The 19,777-nt window shown below is 34.8% G+C and carries 15 protein-coding genes (1 of these 15 running past the window's edge); 10 read left to right on the forward strand and 5 right to left on the reverse strand.

What is annotated here, in order from left to right:
* Positions 1 to 976: the 5' portion of a 3-hydroxyacyl-CoA dehydrogenase family protein gene (locus LEP1GSC049_RS210935; RefSeq protein WP_004755564.1), read on the reverse strand. The gene continues 335 nt to the left of window position 1, outside the view; the window shows 976 of its 1,311 coding nt (coding positions 1-976); its start codon is at positions 974 to 976; its stop codon lies off the left edge, out of view.
* A 1,100-nt stretch (positions 977 to 2,076) separates the two neighbouring features.
* On the opposite strand from LEP1GSC049_RS210935, the gene LEP1GSC049_RS210930 reads away from it, so the two are divergent.
* Positions 2,077 to 4,605: a DUF1554 domain-containing protein gene (locus tag LEP1GSC049_RS210930; protein ID WP_016561073.1), complete on the forward strand. Its 2,529-nt coding sequence runs from the start codon at positions 2,077 to 2,079 to the stop codon at positions 4,603 to 4,605.
* A 176-nt stretch (positions 4,606 to 4,781) separates the two neighbouring features.
* On the opposite strand, the gene LEP1GSC049_RS210925 is transcribed toward LEP1GSC049_RS210930, so the two are convergent.
* The 3 genes from LEP1GSC049_RS210925 to LEP1GSC049_RS210920 form a co-directional block, all read right to left on the reverse strand.
* Positions 4,782 to 6,761 (reverse strand): M48 family metallopeptidase, encoded by a 1,980-nt coding sequence (locus tag LEP1GSC049_RS210925; RefSeq protein ID WP_004755676.1) that lies wholly within the window; start codon positions 6,759 to 6,761, stop codon positions 4,782 to 4,784.
* A gap of 175 nt (positions 6,762 to 6,936) precedes the next feature.
* Positions 6,937 to 7,056, reverse strand: coding sequence for a DUF4269 domain-containing protein (locus LEP1GSC049_RS2000000229295; RefSeq protein ID WP_078131458.1), 120 nt, complete (start codon positions 7,054 to 7,056; stop codon positions 6,937 to 6,939).
* Positions 7,057 to 7,938: 882 nt separating this feature from the next.
* Positions 7,939 to 8,466: a helix-turn-helix transcriptional regulator gene (locus tag LEP1GSC049_RS210920; RefSeq protein ID WP_004760189.1), complete on the reverse strand. Its 528-nt coding sequence runs from the start codon at positions 8,464 to 8,466 to the stop codon at positions 7,939 to 7,941.
* Positions 8,467 to 9,079: 613 nt separating this feature from the next.
* On the opposite strand from LEP1GSC049_RS210920, the gene LEP1GSC049_RS210915 reads away from it, so the two are divergent.
* The 4 genes from LEP1GSC049_RS210915 to LEP1GSC049_RS210905 all read left to right on the forward strand — a co-directional run bounded on the left by LEP1GSC049_RS210915 (position 9,080) and on the right by LEP1GSC049_RS210905 (position 12,765).
* Positions 9,080 to 9,580 (forward strand): ankyrin repeat domain-containing protein, encoded by a 501-nt coding sequence (locus tag LEP1GSC049_RS210915; protein WP_004760188.1) that lies wholly within the window; start codon positions 9,080 to 9,082, stop codon positions 9,578 to 9,580.
* A complete protein-coding gene (locus tag LEP1GSC049_RS0206915) occupies positions 9,580 to 9,924 on the forward strand; it encodes a hypothetical protein (protein WP_025177969.1) in 345 nt (114 codons plus the stop codon). Before LEP1GSC049_RS210915 ends, LEP1GSC049_RS0206915 begins: the two co-directional genes overlap by 1 nt.
* A gap of 373 nt (positions 9,925 to 10,297) precedes the next feature.
* Positions 10,298 to 11,428 carry a sensor histidine kinase gene (locus LEP1GSC049_RS210910; RefSeq protein ID WP_025186080.1) on the forward strand — a complete coding sequence of 377 codons (1,131 nt, stop codon included), beginning with the start codon at positions 10,298 to 10,300 and terminating at the stop codon, positions 11,426 to 11,428.
* Positions 11,429 to 11,631: 203 nt separating this feature from the next.
* Positions 11,632 to 12,765 (forward strand): sensor histidine kinase, encoded by a 1,134-nt coding sequence (locus LEP1GSC049_RS210905; RefSeq protein WP_004757291.1) that lies wholly within the window; start codon positions 11,632 to 11,634, stop codon positions 12,763 to 12,765.
* Positions 12,766 to 13,785: 1,020 nt separating this feature from the next.
* On the opposite strand, the gene LEP1GSC049_RS210900 is transcribed toward LEP1GSC049_RS210905, so the two are convergent.
* On the reverse strand, positions 13,786 to 14,478 hold the full coding sequence (locus tag LEP1GSC049_RS210900; protein ID WP_004768240.1) for a SanA/YdcF family protein: 693 nt from the start codon (positions 14,476 to 14,478) through the stop codon (positions 13,786 to 13,788).
* A 168-nt stretch (positions 14,479 to 14,646) separates the two neighbouring features.
* On the opposite strand from LEP1GSC049_RS210900, the gene LEP1GSC049_RS210895 reads away from it, so the two are divergent.
* From LEP1GSC049_RS210895 to ligA, 5 genes are all read left to right on the forward strand, one after another.
* Positions 14,647 to 15,192: a Spy/CpxP family protein refolding chaperone gene (locus tag LEP1GSC049_RS210895; protein WP_004760244.1), complete on the forward strand. Its 546-nt coding sequence runs from the start codon at positions 14,647 to 14,649 to the stop codon at positions 15,190 to 15,192.
* Positions 15,193 to 15,199: 7 nt separating this feature from the next.
* A complete protein-coding gene (locus tag LEP1GSC049_RS210890; protein WP_004755621.1) occupies positions 15,200 to 15,706 on the forward strand; it encodes an RNA polymerase sigma factor in 507 nt (168 codons plus the stop codon).
* A 17-nt stretch (positions 15,707 to 15,723) separates the two neighbouring features.
* Entirely contained in the window at positions 15,724 to 16,083 is a 360-nt protein-coding gene (locus tag LEP1GSC049_RS210885; RefSeq protein WP_004755549.1) for a hypothetical protein, read from the forward strand.
* 282 nt (positions 16,084 to 16,365) lie between these two features.
* Positions 16,366 to 17,337: a M23 family metallopeptidase gene (locus tag LEP1GSC049_RS210880; RefSeq protein ID WP_004755627.1), complete on the forward strand. Its 972-nt coding sequence runs from the start codon at positions 16,366 to 16,368 to the stop codon at positions 17,335 to 17,337.
* 18 nt (positions 17,338 to 17,355) lie between these two features.
* Positions 17,356 to 19,401 carry an NAD-dependent DNA ligase LigA gene (gene ligA / locus LEP1GSC049_RS210875; protein ID WP_004755547.1) on the forward strand — a complete coding sequence of 682 codons (2,046 nt, stop codon included), beginning with the start codon at positions 17,356 to 17,358 and terminating at the stop codon, positions 19,399 to 19,401.
* Positions 19,402 to 19,777 lie beyond the last annotated feature (376 nt).

Here is a 19,777-nt window from a genome sequence, read left to right on the forward strand (position 1 = left end):
CTTCGGAAATTTTTCTATTTGCCTGACGAATAAAATCAATGTCGAATTTAGGAAGTGGTTCATACAAATCGGCGCCTATATTATAGACTAATTTTTCTTTCTTACCATCTGGGGTTTTAGACATCTTATAAAGACCACCGCCCGCTTTTCTTCCCAGATCACCTTTATCGATGAGCTTTTGAAAGTAACCCGGAAGTTTAAAAGTAGAATGAGCCGCATCTTTTGTCATTTCATAGAGATTATCTACGATCGCCTTGTGAACGTCTAGTCCTACAAAATCCGCGGTGTCTAAAGGAGCCATCGCTCTACCAGTGTAACCGCTCATGATCGCATCCATTAGAGCAATTCCACCTTTATCGGAATATTTTTCAGCAATCTGCGCGACTTCGTTGATGAGCTGAAAACCGATTCTGTTACCGGCAAACGCGGGAGTGTCGTTCGTATAGACGACTGCGCGGCCTAAAACTTTTTCTAAGTATTCACCGAGTTTTTTGAGAACTTTTTTATCCGAACCTTTGTGAGAAACAAGTTCGCAAAGAATCATTTTGTAAGGAGGATTGAAGAAGTGAGTTCCAAAATAATGTTTTTGTCCATCTTCGTCGAATGCTTTGGAAAGTCTTTCGATAGAAAGACCGGATGAAACTGTAGAAACGATGGTTCCCGGTCTTCTCGAGCTTGCGATTCTTTTGTTGATCGGTTCTTTTACTTCGTAACTTTCTGCAACGAGTTCGAAAACCCAATCGGATTCAGCGACCGCTTTTTCTAGATCCTCATCATATGAACCTGGAATCAGTCTAGGACGGATTGTATCTGTTTTAACCGAACCGATCGCTTTTTCGATACCTTCTTTTGCTTTGTTCGTGTCCCTAGCGAGCATGTGAACTTTTGCCTTTCCGAATGAGGCAACAATTGCCGCAGATCCGGCGCCCATGGTACCGTTCGCGCCCAATACTGTTACTGTTTTGATTTCTCTCATGAAACTATACCAAATCTTGGATTTCCCAATGGAATAGGACTTGTTTAAAACAGCCAGGCGGGGAGGAAAGTTTTTTTCATGACTGGACGGATAGAGAATTTAAAAAACAGAACGAATGTTCTGTTTTAAAGTAACGGAAAGTGAAAAAGAAAAGATCAGAATGATTCAAAAAGGATTTTTAAAATTTTCGAGGATTTCTCGCTGGGCGTGCCTCTGCGAAATGGTTTGGAAAAAGTGTAATGATTTGTAAATGCGCAGAGTCGCGCTCTCCGCTTCAGTCAAGTTATTGAATACGAACGAAATTCAAGATGGAGATCGAAAAAGCCAATAACTTGACTCCGCATCGATCGCTCACGTGCCGAGCGACCCGGAGATAAACAAAACAGAATGAATGTTTTGTTTAAAACGCTTAAGGTGTCGTTTGTCTATAATTTTGAAAGCAGAGATCCAATCTGAAAAATATCTGCAATTCTTAGCTGGAAACATCCGACTGTCCAAAACTATTAGCTATTCGATTGGTTTTGTCAGTAGTAAAGAGAATTCATATTAGAGTTGTTGAAAAATGAATTCTCCATCTGTTTCTATTTTATGCAAATCGGCAATTGAAGCAGTTTTGTTAATCGCCACTATGGAATTTTCAACAACTCTATTAGTCGTTTAGAGTGCGTCCTAAAACTCAATTTTACTTTATCAAAAATAACAGTGTCTTATTATATTCTAAGTGTAAATTTTTGAAAAACACGCCTCATTTTTGGAAATTATTATAATATAAAATGAATATTCTGTGATCATTATTTTCTTGGTTTTACTGAGAATGAATAAAGAATACGTTAGTCATTTATGAAGTATTTGAAATATTTAAATATTCTGAAATTACAATTTAGGGCCCGCGCCTTGTATTTCGGTGAGTGCCGCTCTTTTTATTTAGGGCTTAGGTCCCTTTTAGATATTATTATCGAACTCGGATTAAGACAAGCATTACGTTTAACTGAATTACTCCCCTGTGAAATTTTCTTGAATCGGTTTTAAAAAACACCTATTTGCCAAACATGTGCAAAAAAGTAATCATTCCTTTGTTCTTCTTTCTTAAGGAGACTTTAATGTTGAAATACATATTCAAAACAATATATTCCTATTCTTTTATATTGATGGTCACATTTTTTGCGGGATGTGGGGGAGAAAATTCAAATTCATTTGGAATTTCTTCTTTAAAAAGTTCATTTTTAAATTTGATCGATTCACACTCTAACAATTTGACTGTGATTCCTACCGGAGGACTTTATGTTTTTGTAACTAGTTATACAAATAGTACTTCCGTTTTACCTCTTACTCACAATGGAAACTTCTCGGGTATTTCCGGCGCAGATGCATATTGTAATTCTCATATTCCTTCTAGCCTATCCGGGACCGGGCCTTATAAAGCGATGATTGTAGACGGTGTTAATCGTGTTGCGACTACGGTCGGACCGAATTCTTCGTCAGGACAAAAGGATTGGGTCTTTGTAAAAAATACTTCGTATTACAGACCGGATGGAAAGATGGTGTTTACTACGAACGACTCTGGGCTTTTTGATTTTTCGACTGGAAATCTAAGTTATGCGTTCGCCGATTTTTTTTACCTCTGGGATTTTGGGATTTGGACTGGACTTCAGTCTAACTGGAAAACGGCTCCATCTACACAACTTTGTTCTTCTGGATCGCAGCCTTGGACAAACGGAAATGCTTCCGTTCAAGGAGGGATTGGATATGCAAATTACAAAACAGGGACTTCTATTTCGGCGGGTTCTATTCCTTGTCAATGGAAGGAAACCCAAGACCCAAATTCTCAAGGAAGTATGGAGATGGGAATACTTTGTGTACAAGAAAAACCTGTCACATTGAAAGCAAAGATCGGTTTTTTAGAGGATTCTCAGTGTCATAATAATAATGCTCATAGTTCTCCTTTCACGATCCCTTGGAGTCAATGCCACGAGTTCAAACGTCATTTTGATCCCGTGACCGGAGTTGCCGTTTCGAGCGACGTTGCAAGTCCTGGAAGTTACAGACCAGTTCCCGGTCAGGTTCATTTGAATTTTTTCAACAGCACTCAGACAAATCCGGCGGGTTGTTACGTATCTAATTTACAAAGTGGTCTGGATGGAAATATAAGTGCTCCTCAGATAAACACTTGTTTGAAGACCATCCCCGCTCCGGATCGGGTTCGAATTACGGTTGTGCTGGACTACAAAACAAGTCTTGTATATAACAATTCGATCGGTACAATCCGTAGCGTTTGGGAGAAGACAACAATTTCAGCTCTCAATTATTTTCCATACGACCAGAGTAAATTTTTCCAAACTCTATTCGTGGACCCGAATACACAAAAGAGTCAGGTGGAGCCTTACTTTGAAGTAGTGTTGCCCTTGAGTGAATATTGGAATGCAACTACGAAAACGTACGATTTAGGAACCGTAAACCTTTTGAGTTCAATCCCCACGAGTCTCATGAATAGCATGAAGTTGACTCTTTCAAGTTGGCAGGGAGTGGTGGAATTTCATAATCGAATGGAAGCTCCATCCGAATCCGTGGAAAAGATTCACTTTGATATGTTTATCAACAATCCAGCTCGGAATTGTGTAACTTGTTACACAATTAATTTTAATGGCACATACGGTTCCGGAGCCTATCCGGGGAATCTTTTCTTGAGCGCGCCACAGGCAAATATTATCATCGCATCAGAACTTTCGGTTGATATTCCTTTGGGTCATGAGTTCGGACATACCATAGTACAATCTGCAGCTCCTTGGACATTAACTACGACTAATAATTGGGCGGGACAGTTTAGAAATTCTAATAATCAAAACTATGCACGGGCGCACAATCTGTATGAATACCAAGATATGAATATGGCGCTGACGGAGGGGATTGTAAATCCTATCGGTAGATATTTGATTAGCGGAAATCGGGGGAACTGGGTGCAAGGAAACTACTATCTGGGTACATACCAAAATGGTTGGCAGTTGGATCCGATCGTGGACCAGGCGTATTCCGATTACCAAAGGTTTCGGTATGAAATGTGGGTCCGAGGAATCTCAGAAAATTCTCCGGAGTGGAACTCCAGGTTGCAAAATATCCAAAGCATCAATTCTACTTTTACAAATTATAGCACAAACTCAAACAATGAATATCGTTATGACGGCTTTGTTCATTATCTGTTGCAAGTGCCTCCGTATCATGTGGATAGTTATTACGCAATTGGAAACTATGCTCCTTATTTAAATCAATTTGAATATCGATACGATCAAATGAAGTTACTGGGAGAAATGTTGGACGGTGGGCCGGTAAATTTCAAGTGGGTCTATTATGGAGACGTGGTTCATCCTAAGAATTCTAGAGTGAGTTTGAAAGATTTGTTAACCACTTTGAATGAACTCTACGACGGTTCTCCTCTTCCTGCAAACGGAAGTCCGGGATTCAACGACAAATATCTTTCGATCAAAAGTCCTTTTTCTCCCCAATCTCTGGGATGGAAATTGATCCAAAAGGGACTTATTTCTAAGAGCGAAGTGGATAATTTATTTCGTGCGGTGGGAATGGATCAACTCGCAAACATCTGCGGTTATCCTTGGGCTTTACCAGATTGTCAATGAGATAGGGTAAAATCCTTCTAGTTTAAACGATCGATCGCGAGATATTACGATTACTCTCGCGATCGTCATAGGTTCTTGAAAAATTCTATAGTGACGATTAGCAAAATTGTTTCTATTTTATGGAAACGGTCGATTAAAGTAGTTTTGTCAATTGAATTAGGAATTTCTCAACAACTCTATTGAAGAATGATCTGATCAACTTTATTCTTCCTATATTTAACAAATGCATTTCCGTTTTGAGAATATCCAAGATAGGGTCCGTTTTTTTGGAATTGTTTACCGAAAACTTTTTCGGCAATTCCTCTATCTGAACCAATAGTCACACCCTTATCGATACCAGGGCTATTGTCTCCGTATGCATTGACTTGAAGAACCGAACCAATATTTAATAAAAAGGAAGTTTCTTTGTTACTATAAATATAAAATTCACTTCCGGAAGATTTATCGACTTGGATCTTATCCGGTTGTCCCCATAGTTTTAGTAGATCCTCTAGTTTATCACCAGGACCAATCCCACCGACCTTGAAAACATTTTGTTTTGTGTTCTGAGATGGTTCCGGCAGATTGATTCCTTGAATATTTGCGAGATACTTTGCCCAACCAGAAAAAGAATCATAATTTTCTAAATAATATAAAGCTAATTGTTTCGTTTTCGGAGTTTTTTCTTTGTAAGATTCTAAAAGAACGTAATTTAAAATAGGAGTAAAGTTTTCGTAAATATAATCCGGATCTAATTGTAATTTTTGATGAATTGAATTTCCGATTCCTTGTAAATAAGCCTGAATGTCCGGATTCGATTTAGATTTTTCACTGAAACTTTGTACTCTTTTATCCACCATATTTGCAACCGATTTGAAAATCTCCATGGCCTTTTCTTCATCGTCGGTCCAATACAAAACCACTCCAAAATTATTTGCCAGAGGAATGGAATTTTCAGCTCTTACGGTGCTTCCTGCAAGAGACTTTGCAACGTTCATGTCGTTTTCTTCGGTGGAATAAGAAAGAAGGACTGCATAGTTTGAAATAAAGTAAGGATCTTCTGTTTTTATAATTACCTTTTGATAAGCTTCTTTCGCTTTTGCATACGCGGCTTGGTTGCCAGGAGTCGTTCGCATAACAGCTCTTTTACGAAGTCCGCCTGGAAACAACATAGAATCCCGAAAAGAAGGCATATCGATAATCGGCTTAATTTTTAAATCTTCGTTGCTTGCGGTTGACATCCAAATTTTATGAAGACAAATTGCATAAGATTTTTCTAAATGAGTATTACCGGGAAATTTAGAAAGAGCCTTTTCTAAATTGGATTTAGCCAGATCTAGATTTTTACCGAATTGGATATCATCAAAGGTTTTTTCCAATGTAGCCAGTAAAGAATAGAGTTCCTGTTTATCGCTACTGAATCTGGAAAGTCTATCGTTCGGAGAAGGATGACTTGTAAAATACAAAGAAGTCATAGATTCCGGACTGGTTTTATCTAATTTTTTTTTCGCGATATATTCTTTATATTGATTATCTATATCGCTCATCAATTCCAAGGTACGAATCATATATTCTCCGCCGTAACCCGCTTTATTTAAAAGTTGAAATCCGGTTTGATCTGCATCTACTTCCTGGTCCTGAGAAAATTTAATATTTTCTAATATAACTTCTCCGCTTGGATTTCCTTTCAACTGATAGAATTTTTTTACAGAATTAAAGGTATGTTTATTATAGTAGTGTGAAAGTTCGTGGGATAAAACACCCGCAATGTATCTTTCTCTATAAAAATTCAGTTTATCTTTTACGTCCGGTTCTGAATTTGCAATTACTTGATCTAAAATATCTAAAGTACCCGAATTGATACAAAACTGTCCGCCCGCCATAGCGAAAGCGTTGAAAGAATTGTCCTGAATTAAATTATAAACGATCGGAAAAGTAGGATTCCCTGAGGAATCAGCCAGTTTACGGAACGCCGAATCGATGGGTTTTTTCCAATGATTATGATCTTTGAGAACCTTTCTAGATTTAAGAATCGTTCCGTATTGATAAGCGCTTTGACGAACGATTTGAGCATACAACTCGGCGTCGAAATCAATCGTATTATTTTTTTGAGCGTTAGTAGGAAAATAAATTGATAACGTTCCAGCGAAGAAGATGAATTTGAAAAACCTTTTCATTTTGTTGAGACCTTTAGAAAAAATATCGATAGGGACAGTATAAGATGATCAAAAAAATTTCGTTGTCAAGCTTGATTCAATTCTATTTTTTTCATACAAAAATTACATATAACTTTTAACTACTATATACATTTATCCGAAGTTGAAAAAAACGCGGACTTAAAAATAAAGTTTCTTAGTCCTCTTCGGAAAAAACGTTCAGGTCAAATAAAGTACAATATGGATCTTCTTTAATTCCTAAAAGATGAGCAAACGCAGACTCGGTTTTCCCACCTTCATTATTAAGAAGACGAATTTTTTATCTAAATTGTGATCCGGCAGAATTTTATTTTCTATTTCGAGATGAATAAATCCCATTTGCTCGATCTTTATCCAAACATTTCGTAAAAAAAGTTTTTAATTTTAAAACGAACTAGAATTGAATTTTTATTTTGCAAAATTTTTTCTTCAAATTTAGATTCCAAAAAGTTACAAAATGGATTTCTTAAAGTTTTTGGAATCTAAAAACATACAAGAATATCTACTTCTCTAAAATTATGATCTATACTTAAAAAAATAGTTCCGCGATGACTGGTTTAAAATTAGATATTTTTCAAGATCCTGCATCGGAAATTTTTGTTTCCAATTTTGAAATGGTTTGTGGATAAAATTGAATTTTAAAATTAATAAATAAGAATATTTAAATAAATTAATATTTATTGAATATTCAGATTAGGATGATTTTACAGATAAGGTAATTACACAAAACTATTCGGAACTGCACAATAAAAAATCCAAACCAATAAGTTTACCACTTCAATCCTGTGAATTCAACGTAAGAAAATTGGGCGAATCAAGACCGTGCTTTCAGCTACAGTCAATAAATTGTATGAAGGAAACTGAATGCAATATTTCTTCTTTAGTTTCAATTTAATTATAGAACGCGACCCGTAGGAAAGCGTTCTGCTGAGTTTCTCTACGCTTTAAATCGCTTTCGCATTGGATTCTATCGAACTAACGTAAAACAAAACTTTGGGATAAATATTTAGGTGCTCAATTTGATAGGGGTGGGTAAAAATATTAGAGTTTTTGAAAAATTCTATAGCGGAGATTCGTAAAACTGTTTTAGTTATCCATTTCAATGGAATAGATAGGAGGATTAATTTTTCAACAATTTTAATTATAAAAAGGGTTAGGATCAATCTTCTTCGGGCAACAAAGGAGAAATGAAATACGCAATGAATTCCAATTTACCGGTAGTTCCAGATTTTTGATAGATGGAAAATGTTTGGTTCTCGATCGTTTTCAAACTTTTTCCTCGAATAGCAGCGATTTGGTGATTAGACATACCTCTTAAAAGTAAAAGGGCAATTTCTTTTTCTTTATCGGAGAGGTCCCATTCTTCCAATTGTTTTTGAAGAGATTCCCAGAAAGATTGATTGTTCTGAACTAAAAATTGATTTTTATTTTTGAGTCCTTCGATCATTACTTTAGCGGATTCAATATCCGCTTTTGTGTTTCTAATTTCCTGAAATAAAAAATAAATTCCAATAATAGATAATAGACCGAATGCAGCTTCGATCGTAGTGAAATAAGCCTGAGATCTTTCTATCCAATTAATATCGAATGCGAAGGTTAAAACTTCTTCAATGATCCAAAGTAAAATTAAAAAGATATACATCGAAAAAAAATAAAATCGCCTTTCTTGTGGAAACCAAAGTTTCATTTTTACCTTCTAAAGAAAATTTTATTAGAGTTTTTGAAAAATTCTATAGTTCAGATTAAAAAAATACCTCAATCAACTATTTCCATAGAGCAGATGGAGAGTTAATTTTTCAACAATTCTATTTATGTAATTATTGAATTACACCAAAAGTAAGTTTAATTTCAAATAACTTGATAGAAACTCTATAAAATGAATTTTTAATATACTTTTGTTTTTTAAATTTCATGCGGGTATTTCTTGTAAAAAATATTTATTTTCAAGTTTTATAGAAATTCCTTATTAAAACTTATTTCTAAAATTTAAAGATTCATTTCCAAAAAAATTCTTACTGATCTTTATAAAATTGGAGTAACCTGAATTTTTATCGTAAAACTTTGTGTATTCTATTATAAGTTATGAGTAATTTTACAATGAGTATTAAATTTGAAACTTGTGCTAAATGAAAAATTTTTATATCTAAAAGTCAAGCTCTATTGGGATCACCGAAAATTCTATAGGTAAAAACCACTAATGGTAAAATCGTTTCTGAGTAGTTTCCGCAATTACTGTTTACACCTATTGAAGTGGATTTGGAAATCGATAGAATGAACGGATATTGAAGGAAGAATATATAATGAAACTTTTAAGTTTGATTCTAAAAGAGTTTGAAAAGAGCTTTTGTAAAAATAAGATAAAGTATATTCACCTCGTTTTTGGGACGAGTTTATTTTTTACGGCATGTGTCTTTCCACAACAAAGATACGTTTCTTATTATCCTACTGACTACGTTTATAAAGGTGACTTACAAGGTTTGGAGAATTGTCTCCGTTTGGGAGGGGGAATCAATCAAAAAGATCCGTTTTTTAAAAATTATACTCCTCTTATGATCGCAGCAAAGGAAGGAGAATACTTAATTTCGGAATATTTAATTAGACACGTAAATGCAAGAACAAGAGACGGACATACAGCCTTGATGAAGGCATCTTTTAACCGTTATCCCGGAAATCGTAAAACTTCGGGTGCGGATATACATACAATGACCTTACAAGGGCATACGGCTTGGTCAGAGTCTACATTAGAATATTATAAAATGATTCAAGATATTCTTATTAAAGCCGGTGTTGGTGCTAAATGATGAAGTTCGCACATTATTTTTTACTTATAATTTTTATATTTTTTTTAGAGCATTGTAAAATGGATACCTCTGGCTGCGAAAAGAATTGTGAGGCTCAGTTGTCTATCTGTCTTCTCGCTGCGATCAATTCAGAATCCTCCGCTGTTCCTTTTCTCTGTTATCAAGTATGTGATACTTGTAAGGATAATTGTAGATTAAAGACTTCTTCAGGAAGTGGGGCTAATCGGGGTAGTGGGACACGGACAGGCGGAGGAAGTTCTTCGAGCGGCAGTGGGGGAAGCAGCGGCGGAACTGGTCACGGCGGAGGGGGAGCGCACAGTGTTTATGAGGATTTTACATTTTAGAAAAACGTAAAGTATACTTCTATGAGACCCAAGGATAACGAACTTAAAATCAAATTTCTGTATGAAATCCATATTTTCTAAATGTCATCGTTCAATAAATTTATTAAGTAAGGTCCTTAAAAATAATTTCAAATATTATAAAAAGAAAGTTTCGATTTATCCTTGATAGGGATTTTGTTATAAGATCAAAAATATCGTTTCAAATTTTTACGGGATGGATTTTTCAAAACGATTCCGATCAAAATAAAAAGGGATTTTTAAAAAAACAACTTTGAATTTATTTGAAATGGAATCGTATCTTTTTAACTAATTCCGTCTTATTATTTTAGAAGAAAGTAATATTTTAAAAATTTCTTCTAAGCGGAGTTAAAAAGTGAAGTCATTCTTTGGTCTGATTGAGCGAATTTATAAAGATAGAGATTATTTAACTCACAAACGAGCTACTCACCTTTTTGTTTTTGATATTGCTGCATTACTCTTAGGGTTTTCATCCTCAGTTTTCCTGTGGTTTACCAAAGGAGAGCTTTTTAGGGTGGGATTTGCAGTTATGACGTTCTCATCTTTGATTTCTTTTATACTGTTATTGCGAAAGAAGTTTGAACTGGCTTTAAATATAATCTTATTTGCAAGTGTCGTTTTTGTAACTGCAGGTTGGTTTTGGGGAATTCCTAATGTAGGTTCGGACGTAGGTAATAAAAATATCATTCTCAGTATATTTATTATGATTTTCTTATTTTTTACCGATGTGAGAAAAACTATATATATAATGTTTTACTGTTTTTTTTTAATTTTTGTAGATGAGTTTTATCTTAAAAAACACGACGTCGTTTACACAGCGGATCGAATCGGTTTATTTTTTATGTTTTCGGTGATTTTAATTCTCACGGTAAGAACTTTATATGAATCTGTTCAGGAAAAAAACAAATTGATACAGGAAATTCATCATAGAGTTAGAAATAATCTTCAAGTAATTTCCGGTTTGGTGGAAATGCATAGCGCGTCTGATAAGGAGAATCTGCAAATCATATTATCCGATTTTCAAAATCGTATATTAGTAATATCTGAAGTTTATAATTATCTGTATAAGTCTGAAAATTATTTCGAAATAGACTTTTCGGAAGTGATGAATAAGATTATACTAAATCTCTCTCATAGATTGGGAGAACGTTCTATCAAGATAGAAACCGAAACTGAGTCTACTTTTTTAAGGATTGAAAGTGTTATTCCTTGTGCCATGATTTTTAACGAATTATTATCTAATTCTTTAAAACACACTTTTCGTTCGGAAAAAGGAACCGTTCAAATTTCGTTTCGAAAAAAAGGAAATAAATATTTTCTTCAAGTTTCTGACGACGGTTCTGGAATCAAGGATTCTAAAATTTGGTCCAAACCCAAAACGGCCTGTTTCACTTTAATACAAATATTGACAAAACAAATCAAAGGTCGTTTTCAAATTTTCTCCAAAGGTGGTTTTACTACGGTTTTAGAGTTCAACTCGATCTAAAAAAGGCTGAACAAGTGATAGCTTTATAATAGTTGAGTGATGTTAGAAATGAATGATCCATCTAATTTCTCAAAAAACTGTCGTTGTATTTGAATTCACTATACTTTACGAATTGTTTTGTAAAAAAATATTTTCTCTTCAAGTCTGATTAAATAGAGTGAGTTTTTTGTTTTTCGGGCGAGCGGAAAGACGAGGGTAAGCGGATGAAATTTTCAGGATTGACCAATCATATTTATAAAGACAGAGATTACCTTACTCGAAATAGGGCGTTCCATCTTTTCATTTTTAATGTGGTGTCACTTTTATTGGGTACGTCTGTGAATTTTTATGTTTGGTTTGCGAAAGGTAATTTATTACGTCCTGGTTTTTTAATCATCATGGTTGCATCTGCAATATCCTTGTTTTTTTTATTGAGAAAAAAATTTGAATTGGCTCTCAAAATCGTTTTGATCGCAAGTGTAATCGCTGTTAGTGTTGGTTGGTTTTTTGGGCTTTCGCGGGGAAATTCTCCTTTGGATGAAGGGAATAAGAATATTGTTTTGGCTATATTTATTATGATTTTCTTATATTTTGCAAATGTAAAGCGAACTCTTCTGATTGCTGTGTACTGTTTTCTTTTAATTTTTATAGAAGAACTTTTAATGCAAAAAAGCCACGAATCTATTCATATGGCGGATCGGATCGCTCTATTTTTTATGTTTTCTGTAATTTCGATTATCGCTGTAAAAACTCTTCATGGATCGATTGAAGAAAAAAACGAATTGATACAGGAAATTCACCATAGAGTCAGGAATAATCTTCAAGTTCTTTCCGGTTTGGTGGAAATGCACAGCGATTCTGACCAAGGAAATCTTAGAAATATATTGTCCGATTTTCAAAATCGTATATTAGCAATATCTGAAGTTCATAATTATTTGTATAAGTCCGAAAATTATTTTGACATAGACTTTTCGGAAGTGATTGAAAAAATTGTTATAAATCTTGTTCATAAATTTGGTAAACAATCTGTAAAAATAGAAAATTTAACGGAACAGGTTTTTTTAAGAATCGAATATGCGATTCCTTGCGCTATGATTTTTAGCGAACTTTTATCTAATTCTTTAAAACATGCGTTTTCTTCTGATGTGGGGAAAGTTGTCATTCGGTTTCATAAAGAAGGAAATAAGTATCGTCTTCAAATCGAGGATGACGGTTTTGGAATATCTGATTCTAAAACTTGGTTAAAGCCAAAAACTTCTGGCTTTAAATTGATTCAACTTTTGACTAAACAGATCAAAGGTAGTTTTCAAATCCTTTCGGATTCTGGTTCTATTGCCGTAATTGAATTTAACGCTTAGTCGTATTCAAAATTTAGAATATACTTTTAAACATCTATGTTGATATTTGCAGAATAGTTTTTATATGTTGAGTTCTTACGGCTAACTTTTTTGGAAATACTTAACTTTATACAAACTCGGTTTTTATATCGAACTTGTATTAAATAACACGAGCGAAATCTAAAAGATTTGTTTTATAAACTACTTTTTCCATAAAAATAAAATGTGGGAACTCTTTGGCTCAGATCACAAAAAATGAATGTTTAAAAATTTGTAATACGATTTAATCTGTGGGAACTACCCTGTTTTTTTAGTCTTTAAAAGTTAGGATCGATCATTTCCATAAATGAATGTAGGAACTCTTATTTTTAGAAAAATTTTTCCCTACATCGAATTCATAATAAATAGAGTTTTTGAAAAATTCATTTTCTTCTGTTTTTATATCGAGCTTATCTTAAAACCTCAAAGAATTTTACGTGATAATTCTTTAGAAATTTTTAATAAAATGCAGTAGTTCCTACAAATTAAGTCTCATTTGACAATTTATGAACTTTTGAGCAGTTCTAATCTCGTTCAATTTTTGTAATAGTTCCCACATTTTTGTGAAACTCAATCCCACTTTCTAAGGGCGCCATTTTGTCTAAAACGAATGGATAAAATAATTCTGAATATAGTAATACAGATTTTTTTATCACTCTAATATAACGTGAGTTCGATGTAAGAAAATTGGGGCGAATAATAAACTCAGGTGCAACGACTCTCTACGGATCGCAGCATAATAATCGCTTTCGCATTTGTTACGCCCTGCTCACGTTAATATAGAAACTACTCATTTAACAACGCAAAGACGATTTAAAAGTTTATAAACTTCTCGAAAATACTTAATCTGTAGTAGTTGCCTATAATTAAATTTTCTTAATTTATGTTTTGGCATCTGTTTTAGATAAACTGGAAAGTATTTATTACTTAAAAAGAATACTGATTCAATAAAAATTTACGAAGGTTGGGGTCTGAATTTATCGATTTCTAAATTCAAAAATTTTAAAGAACGGAACCTTTCCAGGTTTTGACTCCGCTTCCTTCGATCGGAAACGGATCCCCTAAATATTTCGGATTTGTTTTGAACAGATTCATATCAATCCAAGCTAGAGTCCTGGCAAAAAATTCTCTAAATCTGCTGAAAGGTCCGCTCGTATAAATTCTTCGATCGGATTCGAAGGCCTGAAATTTAAGACCGATTTTATTTGCAAGAAACGCTGCTCTAGGTTGGTAGACTCTTTGGCTGACAAAAATCAAATCTTGAATCTGAAAAATTTCCTTTGCACGAACCAATGTGTCTAACGTTCTAAAACCCGCATGGTCCACGAATATATCTTTTTCGTTCACTTCGTTTTTAAGAATATAGAGTAGCATGGGTTTTACTTCGTTGTAATAAATGGAACCGTTGTCTCCGGAAAGAAGAATTTTTTTTACCTTACCTTGGTGATATAATTCTAAGGCGCAGTCTAATCTATCTTTTAAAACAGCGGAAGGTTCGTTTTTATAAACGGAAGCTCCGGGAACTACCGCGACCGTTGCGGGTTTTGCCGATCTGTGATTTTGAAATTTTTCCGTACGAAGATATAATTCTTCGAAACTGAAATCGATCGCAATGGGAATGGATATAAGGATACAAAAAAAGAAAAAACTTCGAGTATAAAACTTGGATTTTTTAAAATAATCTAACTGAAACACGGAATTTTGGAATCCTTCAAAATCAGCGATTTTTTCATGTAAACTTACAAGCCGAATTTTAATAGAAAAAGTCCTTTTTTACTTTTCAGACAATTTGAGTCAGGAAAAATTTTCGAAACAGGAAACAAAACTTTGAGTTACAGGTCTTATCTACTGAGTAAAAACCTAATGAATCTCCTGAATTCGTTTGTCAGAATTACTGTCGCCGGTTGTTTTTTAACTCCGGCGGTTATTTTTTCCCAGGAATTAATGGGTTTACGTTCCGGTGTGGATACTAATTCTACTCCAGTTCGGCAGTTGGCACCTATTCGACAATTGAGAAGTTTTGGTCTAGTATTTGGAAACGTAGATACGGTAAGAGAAAGATTCGCGCTTTCCGAAAAACAGCTGGATGAAATTTCTAAGATCAATGAGAAACATAAAAAAGAACATCTTAGGTGGCTTCAAAAAATTTCTCCTATCGAAATTGAACTAGAAGGTCTTTTAATGGAACCTAACGTGGATCTTGTGAAAATTAGAAAGTTACTTGTCGAAATAGGGAAATACTCAGCCGAAATTCGAATCAATCAAATTTCGCACCGTCTTGCTATAGAAAAAATACTTACTCAGGATCAAAAATCCAAAATCAAAGAACAACGTCCGGAGTCAAAATTCCCAGTGAATCTTTTTTCTCCGGATAGAATCATCCTTCCAATACAAGGAATTTTACATTGAGGAATTCATGGAGCAAAAAGAATTTACCGAATTAATTGATTCAACGAAACATATCGTACTTTCGGCGATTAAAAAGAGTCTATTTGAAGAATTTCACGATTCTATCGACGATGTAGTACAGGAAACTTATTTCCGAGCTTATAAAAGTCTTTCCGCAAATAAGTTCCGAGGAGATTCTTCCGTAAGCACCTGGCTTTATACGATTGCAAGAAACGAATCTTTGAGAATGAATCAAAAGAGATCTAGACAAACGGCGCTTGCAAGTAAGTTGAAAGAAAAAGTGATCTTTGATAATTCCAATCAAGAAAAAGAATCTATCAGTTTTACTGATTTTGAATTGAAGGATCTTTTAGCAATGCTTCCTTGGAAATATAAATCTGTACTAAGTCTTGTAGGTGAAGGATATAAGGAACAACAGATCGCGGAAAAACTAAGTATTCCGGAAGGAACCGTAAAATCTAGAGTATTTCGCGGAAAGCAGATGTTGAAAAAGAATTTAATAGATAAGCAGTGATATCGGATCAAAGCAGAATGGAATCGAACGGAATCGACAAAGAAATTTCAGACAGACTTTATAGCAAAGTCTGGAGTTCTAAAATCTGCGACGCGGTTTATAGAAGACGCCGCTGGAGAATGATTCAATTTGGATTGATCGCATTCTTGTTTGCGTTTTTTTCCAGCTCGATTGTTTGGTTGGCTTTTTTTGAAAACCGAGAAGCTGAACTTGCACGTGACGAACTTCAGTTTTGGGTTCAGGAACAAATTTATGGAACAACTGTGGAGGCTGAATCCAAAGTTCAAAATAAGATTTATAATCAAGAAACCATGAAAAAAAATCCGGTTTCTTTGGATGTGGATACTTTAATTGAAGCTTCTTTAGATCGTAGATGACGTAAGGTATATTAAAAAATTCTAAACATTAGAGTAGGTTAAACGTTATTTTCTACTGTTTTTAATTACAGAGTGTTTCAAAACTGAATTTGTCTTATCAAAAAGATTGAGTTGTAAAAATTTGTCTGAGGTATTGGGACAGATTATTATATCGAGTTCACGTTAAGTTAGAATCTAAAGTCTTTAGTCTCATTAGATCTACATAAGTAATACTTATGGGCTTGGTTTCCACTTGACCTGTATTTCCCCTAAGTAGACTCTTAGCCAGGAGTCTTAAATCCTATGGAAAAAGAAATCCGCAAACGGTTGGATCGGGTTAAAGAGAAGGGTCATCAAAGATTAACTGTACTTCTCATTCCTCACGGTTTTGATAAATCCTTTCATTTTCAAATATCAGTTTTTACGATCTTTTTTCTTTTTAGTCTTTTGGTTTCCATTTTGGGAATCGCAGTTTTTGGAATTGTAAAATACAATAATACAAGAAAACAAATCAACGCACTATCTCAAGTTTATGGGAAATATTTCGACGAATACATTGAATATTCGGAACAATTAGAAGGAGTTCAAGATGACTTTTTGGCTCTTACGGAGAATTTAGAGGAAATTTATTCTCTAATCGATGGACACAGAGACGAAATGTTAAAACTTCCCGATGAGTCTGATATAGAAACGATCGCACTTGCAGAATTAAAAACCGAAGAATCTGCTGACAAAGATCTTATGTTGGGAAGAAGTTATCTTTCCGAAATCTACGGATATAGAACCGCGCGGGTTTATATGGATAAACATCGCCCTTTAGTGGATAGCGTTTACGATTTTTTAAATCTCAGATACGATGTAATGGATGCGATTCCTTTTGGAGAACCTTTGTATTCTTACAATCTTACTTCTTATTTTGGAACTAGAAGATCGCCTACGACAGGTTATATGGAATATCATGACGGGATTGATTTAGCAAACGTTCCCGGAACTCCGATTTATGCTACCGGTAATGGAAAGATTCATCGAGTCATTTATTCCAACCGAGGTTATGGAAATCATATCGTAATTCAACATGCAAACGGTTACTTTTCGCTTTTCGGACATTGTACTAAAATTTTCGTAAAAGACGGTCAACAGATTCGAAAAGGAAACTTGATCGCCACAGTCGGTTCTACGGGAAACGTCACCGGACCTCATTTACACTATGAAATTTGGATCGGAGAATCCAATCGCACCGATCCGATGGAATATCTCAAAGTTCCAGTTTATTGATCTCAACCCGGACACAATATGCCAAAGAAAAAGGAAGATTCTCAGAAAACTCTTTCGGAGAAAGAGGCTAAGGCACTTATAGCCAAACTCTCCGACGAAATACGTCATCATCAGTATCTCTACTATGTAAAAAACGATCCGAAAATTTCTGATTTTGATTTTGATCAGTTGTTCAGGCGACTTCAAGATTTAGAAGAAGAGTTTCCACAGTTTAAGGATCTTGCAAGTCCTACTCTGGTCGTAGGTTCTGATTTAGATAAGGACTTTGAAAAGTTTCAACATAAACTTCCTGTATTATCTCTTATCAATACGTATAGCGACAACGAGTTATTAGAATGGGTTAATAAAACCGATCCGGATGGATTGTATTCCGTAGAATGGAAAATAGATGGGGCTTCCATCGTACTATATTATGAAAATGGAATTCTTAAAAATGGAGTCACTAGAGGTTCCGGCGGAATTGGAGACGACGTTACCGATAACATTCGGACTATTCGGAATATTCCTCTTCGTTTGCCGGAGCCGATGACGGTTTATCTTCGTGGCGAAGTTTTTATGACTTTTAAGGACTTTGAAGAATTTAACACACTTTCTTCCGGTAAATATGCAAACCCACGGAACTTGTCGGCCGGGTCTATCAAACAAAAAAATTCTTCGGATACGGCAAAACGTCCTCTTCGAATTTTTACTTACGACGCAACTTTCCCTAATTTGGAAAAAAAATTTAAAACACACCAAGAGATTTTTTCCAAACTCGAAAAACTTACATTTCCAGTTCCGCCTAACACAGCTTTTGTGAGTGGATCTAAAATTGCAAAAACCATCCAGGAATTTAAAAAACAAAAGGATTCTTTGGGATTTCCGACCGACGGCCTTGTTATCAAACTAAATGATATTTCTAAGCGGGATGCACTTGGTTATACTTCTCATTCTCCTAGATGGGCAAGGGCGTATAAATTTGATACGATCATGAAAGAAAGTAAGATCGTAGATATAACTTATGCGGTTGGTCGAACCGGAAAAATTACTCCTAGAGCGGAAATAGAGCCAGTGAGTCTTGCGGGTACTACCGTTACGTTTGCGACTCTTCACAATCAAGATTATATAGACGAACTTGGAGTAGGGATCGGCGCGATCGTAAGAGTGGCAAAACGTGGAGAAATTATTCCTGCGGTAGAAGAGGTGGTTGTTCCTGGTAAAGAAGTTTTTAAAATTCCGGATCGTTGCCCTTCTTGTAATACACAAACGATTAAGAAAGAAAGTTTAGTCGATCTGTTTTGTCCTAATCCGGATTGTCCCGATCGTGTGAAAAATGGAATTATCTTTTACTGCCAGAGAAAGCAGATGGATATTGAAGGACTCGGAGATAAACAGATCGAATTTTTGTATGATCACGATTATATAAAGTCAATTGCAGATTTGTATGATTTGAAGGATCAAAAAGAAAAGCTAATGGAGGAAGAAGGTTTTGGAGAGAAAAGTGTAAACATTATTCTCAAAGGGATAGAGCAATCCAAACAAAAGGATTTTCGTTTTTTACTTCCTTCTCTCGGGCTTTCGGAACTCGGTCATAAGGTAACGGAATTGTTAATCGAACACGGAATCGATTCTATAGACGAAATTCTTTCCATTGCAAAAGATCAAAAAAAGATAGAATCTCTTTTAGAAATTCCTGGAATTGGACCTTCTACAATCCAAGCTTTTCAGGAAAATTTTTCTGATAAAAAAATTTTAAAACTGATAGAACGTCTTAAAAAGGCCGGTCTTAAAATGAAAGCGGATCCCATTCAGGTTGCGGATCAACAACCGTTTGCGGGGCAATCGTGGTGTGTAACCGGTTCTTTTGAAAACTTCCAGCCAAGAGATAAAGCGATGGATCTGATCGTTTATTATGGCGGAAGAAAGGTAAGCGCCGTAAGTTCAAAAACCACTCATCTTTTAGCTGGACCTGGTGCCGGATCTAAATTAGAAAAAGCGAATGAACTTGGGATTGCTGTTTATGACGAAAAGCAGTTTTTGGACTTGTTAAAATCTTTGAAAATCGATTTCAAAAATCTTGTTTAGGGTTTTTCGTAAAGCCGATTTTTATATTATAAAATTATACTTTTTGTATTTAGTCTTTTAGATTTACGGAGATTTGAGTCTTTTCGTAAAATGTAGGAACTCTTACAAATTTTATTGTCTAAAAGCCTAAACTTAACGTAAGAGACGTAATTTGTGAAAATTACTTCGTTTTGTTGTAAATGTTATTAGAGTTGTTGAAAAATTCCATAGTGAAGATTCGTAAAATTGCTTCAATTGTCCATTCAATCCAATACAAACAGATCAAGAATTAATTTTTCAACAACTCTATTATAAAGACCCACAAAAATATATCGAAAATAAAATAGAAATTTTGCAAAGATTACATGAGCCATTCCGGAACCAATGGATTTTTTTG

This window comes from Leptospira kirschneri serovar Cynopteri str. 3522 CT, from assembly GCF_000243695.2.
In the GTDB taxonomy this organism is placed as follows: Bacteria; Spirochaetota; Leptospiria; order Leptospirales; family Leptospiraceae; genus Leptospira; species Leptospira kirschneri.

Coding starts and splice junctions, on each gene's coding strand:
- LEP1GSC049_RS210920 (WP_004760189.1), bottom strand. CDS start 8,466: ATGAAACTTTGGTTTCCACAAGAAAGGCGATTTTATTTTTTTTCGATG.
- LEP1GSC049_RS0206915 (WP_025177969.1), top strand. CDS start 9,580: ATGAAGTTCGCACATTATTTTTTACTTATAATTTTTATATTTTTTTTA.
- ligA (WP_004755547.1), top strand. CDS start 17,356: ATGCCAAAGAAAAAGGAAGATTCTCAGAAAACTCTTTCGGAGAAAGAG.
- LEP1GSC049_RS210880 (WP_004755627.1), top strand. CDS start 16,366: ATGGAAAAAGAAATCCGCAAACGGTTGGATCGGGTTAAAGAGAAGGGT.
- LEP1GSC049_RS210915 (WP_004760188.1), top strand. CDS start 9,080: ATGAAACTTTTAAGTTTGATTCTAAAAGAGTTTGAAAAGAGCTTTTGT.
- LEP1GSC049_RS210890 (WP_004755621.1), top strand. CDS start 15,200: ATGGAGCAAAAAGAATTTACCGAATTAATTGATTCAACGAAACATATC.
- LEP1GSC049_RS210930 (WP_016561073.1), top strand. CDS start 2,077: ATGTTGAAATACATATTCAAAACAATATATTCCTATTCTTTTATATTG.
- LEP1GSC049_RS210885 (WP_004755549.1), top strand. CDS start 15,724: ATGGAATCGAACGGAATCGACAAAGAAATTTCAGACAGACTTTATAGC.
- LEP1GSC049_RS210895 (WP_004760244.1), top strand. CDS start 14,647: ATGAATCTCCTGAATTCGTTTGTCAGAATTACTGTCGCCGGTTGTTTT.
- LEP1GSC049_RS210925 (WP_004755676.1), bottom strand. CDS start 6,761: ATGAAAAGGTTTTTCAAATTCATCTTCTTCGCTGGAACGTTATCAATT.
- LEP1GSC049_RS210905 (WP_004757291.1), top strand. CDS start 11,632: ATGAAATTTTCAGGATTGACCAATCATATTTATAAAGACAGAGATTAC.